Origin of the sequence: Bacillus haikouensis, from assembly GCF_013179555.1 — a bacterium.
GTDB lineage: Bacteria > Bacillota > Bacilli > Bacillales > Bacillaceae_B > Rossellomorea > Rossellomorea haikouensis_A.
In genome coordinates, this window is the sequence record NZ_JABMCR010000269.1 from 1 (window position 1) to 5,365 (window position 5,365).

Here is a 5,365-nt window from a genome sequence, read left to right on the forward strand (position 1 = left end):
CTTTCCAATGCGATCCGCCATATGATCCAGCTCCAATGGCAAAAAGGCATACTCTCCGTCTTTCATAATTTCACGTTTTAAAACGGGAATAGGATGTTTGAAGATCGGTCCGTCCACTACTGTGGTATGGAACTCTCCACCTTCTCCGCAGGGGTCGATCCCCCGGACTTCAAGTTCCTTTATGTATTCATTGGTCAGCGTCCGCCCTAAATCATCCCGGCTCATGCCCAGGGATAAATTAACCGTTACAACGATGGATACATATCCCAGATTGATGAATTCTTCGACAGCTTCACGATGATTCATTCCCCACAAAGGCATCCCTAGCTTCACGCCTGCGTGCTGCGCCACTTTTTCATGCCAGCAGCCGTGTTCAGGCATATCCAGGTCTCCCGTTACTAACACTTCTGCCCCTTGTTTCTTGGCTCTTTCTAAAAGGGTAATGAAGACTTTTTCATAATCTGTCCAACTGGCAGCTGCTGTGAATACGGGCAAACCGATCGATTCCGACTGGGCACGGATAAGCTCAGGAGGCATCCCGTGGGATCTGGACCGCTTTCCTTCTTCCTCAAGCATCACTATCAGGCCGATCGCTTCTCCCTCCTTCGATGCTTTGTGAAGAGCCAAGACACTGTCTTTTCCTCCGCTGAATGAAGTGATGAATGAATGCCCGCGAACTCCATTGTTCCATTCCTTTGATGCCGTCATTCTTGTCGTCCCCCTAAATGATTTTTTATATTTTTCCAGCTGGTCCATCGTTTCTTTCATTCTATCATGATGGGCGTTTATAAATAACATTCTACTAGCCTGTGATAAGAAAAAAGAGTCGACTATTTTACGATTCTTTTACCCGGATCCATTTCATTTTCTATGAATCTTGACCTCATTCACCACCAGCAATATCACTGCCAGCCCGCTTGAAACAAAAAAGCTGATCCAGGTCGATTGAATGGAATTATAGTGGAAGAGAGACAGCAGTCCCGCCCCTAAACCGATCAACGAACAATAAGGGACATACGCAGGAATCAATCGTTTATAAAAGATGACCACCAGCATTGTCGGAATGATGGCTGCATACACTTGAGCGAAAAAGAAAATGAGTTCCATCAGACTCGGTGACAAGATCGAGCTGATAAGAAACAGGGAAAGAGAGAGCAAACCAGAGACCATGTAGGTCTTTTTCAATTGCTGTTCCTCACTCCAGTCGATCTTATGGTTCAGCATATTACGAATGATCAAAATCGAGGTGGCATGCAGCTCGGCACTAACGGTCGATGCAATGGCACTGAAGCAGCAGCCGATAAAGATCAGAAGCAGGAACAGAGAGTCGATTTTCTCCACGAGCTGACCCAGGATGGAGTAAATGTTCTCGAAGCCCTGCCCGTAAACCGCGATCAGGACAATCGCCGTGAAGGCAAGGGGGATGGTGGCCCAGATGAGTCCCGCCATCATAAAGGAAGTCCGCACCTTGGATTTCTCGATAATGTAGATTCGCTGCCAGCTCGCTCTGTCGGTCAATACCTGCCCGAAGCCAATCAGAAAGGCAGTAAGGATGAAAAGGGTGATCTCATTATGTTTAATGAATAATAAGTAAGGATGATACAGGAGCAATCCATCGTAAACGGGAAAAATCCCTTTTTGGATAAAGAAATAAACGGGAATGAGGATGATGGCTGCAAAAATAAATGAGATATGAATTCCCTCGAAGCGATGGATTTGCTTCATTCCCCCTATGGACAAGAGGAAGCAGTATAGAAAGAATACGAGTAACCCTACATAGATCGGTGTTTGTAATAGAAAATGGAGCAGCACACCTGCACCGAGAGCTTGTATGAGCAGAGAGTCCAGGCTTGTCAGGAGCAATACCCACATGACGAACCAGTATGACCGGCCCTTAAGCCTTTCGTTCAATACATCCCCAAGGGTCATCGAGTTTGGGAATCGTTCCCTGATATAGGGGGTGATCCACCCGAATAGAAAGATCGCGATGGCTCCCATCATGGCATAGCCAACCCCGCCAAGCAGTCCGTATTTCACGAGTGTTTCCGGAGAGGATAAAATGGTGTTGCCGGTCACCCATCTGGCCAGAAGCGAAACGACCCCATACGCCACTCCAAACGTGATGGTCCCTTGTATATATTCACGATACGTTCGCGGCTTCATTGATTTATACCTTCTCTCTTATCCGGTATTCCCTTGGGGTGCAGCCAGTCTGCTTCTTGAATAAAGAGCTGAAATAGTGCTGGCTGCTGAACCCGCACTCTTCAGATATGGATGAGATGGACTTTTCTGTATCCTGCCGCAGTAACCGCTGTGCGGCCTGGACTCTGAAGTCATTCAGGTATTCAGAGAAGCTGATCCCCATTTCCTCATGAAACTTTCTGCTGAGGTATGTTCCGTTGATATGGATCTGGCTGGCGAGGGACGTAAGGGAAAGTTTCTCGCTGTATTGTTCATGGATGATGGTTAACGCTTCCTGAACGATATGGGACTGAATGGCTGCAAATTTATATTGGTCGAGAACGTGAAATAATTCTTCTTCAATGATCGGTTTCGTCAAATAATCCTTTGCTCCGAGCCTGAGGGAGGCTTGGGCATAATCGAATGATTGGAATGCCGTCACCATAATGATGTCGATGTGTTCGAACTTCTTCATTTCCATCCCGAGTTCAATCCCGGATTTACCCGGCATCTGAATATCGAGTAACGCAAGGCGGATCGGATATTCGGTGAGGATTCTGACTGCCTGTGATGCATCTGCTGCTGTGTGGATCGTCCAGTATGGATATTTTTCATGGATCATATATTCGAGCTGTTCAAGCTCCAGGGGCTCATCGTCAACGAGTAATATGTGCATTCCGTTCCCTCCTTGATTACGTGCTGGTATCTTCTTTAATCGTATGCGGCCAGAAAACCTGGACGCTTGTTCCTTTGGCTTCCTCGTTCAGTTGAATGAAGATTTCTTCCTCGGGGAAGAGCATTTGCAATCGTTTCTGGATATTCAGTAAGCCGACTCCTATTTCATCCCTTTGATGGGCCGGGCTTTCAGATGCCGCTGCCGAACTGTTCCACACTTCTAAGTAAATTCTGTTTCTTTGCTCATTCAGGATGATGATCAGTTTCCCTTGACCTGGAATCTTTTCCAGTCCATGTTTAAATGCATTTTCGACCAGTGTCTGAAGGAGATAAGGAGGTACAAGGGAAGCCTTGCAGCTTTCTTCGACGCTCCAGACGACATCCAATCGGTCCCTGAATCGCAGCCTTTGGATGTCAAGGTAATATCGAGTGTATTGAATCTCTTCTTCAATCGTGATCAACGGGTCTGTCTGCTTGTATTTAAACTTAAAGTATTTGGAAAGGACTTCGATGGCGGAAATCAGTTCCGCCTTGCGGTTCAGCCGCGCCAAGCTCAGGATGACATTGAGTGTATTAAAGAAAAAGTGGGGCTGGATCTGCTGGTTCAATTGATTATACTTGGCTTCCTGCAGTTCCTGTTCCAGAAGCAGTTCGTGCTTTTCTTTCTCCAGCTGATCCAGGCGTTTTTCGAACAGAAACAGAAATAATAAGCTAAAAGCCCCAATGATTGGGGCTAATACGGACAGCATGATATAAAATGAAAAGGTTTCCTGTGTAATCATCAGAAGAACTCCTATAGTGATGAGTCGTACTTTCTATTTTATAAGAAAACTGGGATTCTGAACATATGTTTAGACATAATGGCATCTTGTAAAATGTTCCCCCTGCCCTTTCATTGGAGGCAGTTCTGCTTTACACAAATCCGTTGCCAGAGGGCAGCGGGTGTGAAACTTGCACCCGGAAGGCGGATTCAATGGGGAAGGTACATCCCCTTTTAAAAGGATCCTTTCTCTTTTCTTGGAGAAGTCTGGCACCGGGATGGCCGAAAGCAGCGCCTGGGTATAAGGGTGAGAAGGGTTGTCGAACAATTCATGCTTCGTCCCGATCTCAACCACCTTTCCCAGGTACATCACAATCACCCGGTCTGAAATATGACGTACGACACTTAGATCATGGGAAATGAAAAGGTACGTCAACTTCAATTCCTTCTGAAGTTTCTTGAGCAGATTCAAGATCTGGGCCTGAATGGATACATCAAGGGCCGATACAGCTTCATCACAAATGATCACTTTCGGATTGACGGCGAGTGCCCGGGCGATTCCGATCCGCTGCCGTTGTCCGCCGCTGAATTCGTGGGGGAGACGGTCCAGCGATGTAATCGGAAGGCCGACATAGTCCAATAATTCCTTCATCCGGTCCTCTTGTTTGGAAGGGGGCAGCACCTTCTGGATGGTCATGGCTTCTTTCAGGATCTTTCTGACCGTTTGTCTCGGATTCAGTGAAGCGAACGGATCCTGGAAGATGACCTGGATATCGCCCCTCATGTTTCTTAATTCCTTTTTGGATAGACTGTTCAGTTCCACTCCCTTGTATTGAATGCTGCCTTCAGTCGGCTTATCCAGCTGTAAGATGGCACGGCCGGTTGTCGATTTGCCGCAGCCGGACTCTCCTACGATACTGAGGGTTTCCCCTTCATGCAGTGTGAAGGTAATGTCATCCACGGCTTTCACCACTTGTTTCGGCTGGAACAATGACTCCCTTTTGATCGGGAAGTACTGCTTGAGGCCCTTCACTTCTAAAATAGGTTTTTTTTCGGTCATCACAGCGGTCATGTCATCTGCACCTCTTTCTCGGCGTTATATAAGAAACATCTGATTTGACTGCCATCCTTCAAGGAATGGAGCTGTGGTTCTTCCTCATGACACCTTGCAGTCGCCAATGCACAGCGGGGAGAGAAACGGCAGCCCTTCGGCATCTCATAGGGGGAAGGGACACTGCCCGGCATCGTGTCCAGTTCTGCCTGGTCCTCATACAATTTCGGTAAGGAAGACATCAGTCCGTTTGTGTATGGATGTTTCGGATTTGAGAATAATTGTTCCGTGGAACTATATTCCACCACCTGACCGGCATACATGACCGCTACTTTGTCACATAGCTCGGCTACCACTCCTAAATCATGTGTGATGAAAATGATGCCCATATTGAGTTTTTTCTGCAGGTCTTTCATCAGCTCAAGTATTTGCGCCTGTATCGTCACATCCAACGCCGTTGTCGGTTCATCGGCAATCAGGACTTCGGGATTGCAGGCAAGAGCCATGGCAATCATGACGCGCTGCCTCATCCCGCCGCTAAGCTGAAACGGTTCTTGTTTCGCTCGTTGTTGAGGGGAAGGGATGCCTACTAACTCGAGCATGTCGACCGCTTTCTTCCATGCATCCTTCTTGCCGAGCTTTTGATGGATGCGAATGGCTTCTGCGATTTGCTCGCCAACGGGTATGACAGGGTTCAA

At 47.3% G+C, this 5,365-nt stretch carries 6 protein-coding genes; all 6 read right to left on the reverse strand.

Features of this window, described 5'->3' with window-relative positions:
* The coding region (locus tag HP456_RS19290; protein WP_172254121.1) for a Dph6-related ATP pyrophosphatase at positions 1-708 on the reverse strand (708 nt) is incomplete at its 3' end.
* A 153-nt stretch (positions 709-861) separates the two neighbouring features.
* Positions 862-2,163 (reverse strand): SLC5/6 family protein, encoded by a 1,302-nt coding sequence (locus HP456_RS19295; RefSeq protein WP_172254123.1) that lies wholly within the window; start codon positions 2,161-2,163, stop codon positions 862-864.
* A 4-nt stretch (positions 2,164-2,167) separates the two neighbouring features.
* On the reverse strand, positions 2,168-2,857 hold the full coding sequence (locus HP456_RS19300; RefSeq protein ID WP_172254125.1) for a response regulator transcription factor: 690 nt from the start codon (positions 2,855-2,857) through the stop codon (positions 2,168-2,170).
* Between the two features lie 16 nt (positions 2,858-2,873).
* On the reverse strand, positions 2,874-3,638 hold the full coding sequence (locus HP456_RS19305) for a sensor histidine kinase (protein WP_172254127.1): 765 nt from the start codon (positions 3,636-3,638) through the stop codon (positions 2,874-2,876).
* 69 nt (positions 3,639-3,707) lie between these two features.
* Complete coding sequence (locus HP456_RS19310) at positions 3,708-4,688, reverse strand: ABC transporter ATP-binding protein (protein WP_172254129.1); 981 nt, start codon at positions 4,686-4,688, stop codon at positions 3,708-3,710.
* On the reverse strand, positions 4,685-5,365 hold a 681-nt coding region (locus HP456_RS19315; RefSeq protein ID WP_172254131.1), incomplete at its 5' end, for an ABC transporter ATP-binding protein. The genes HP456_RS19315 and HP456_RS19310, both read right to left, overlap by 4 nt.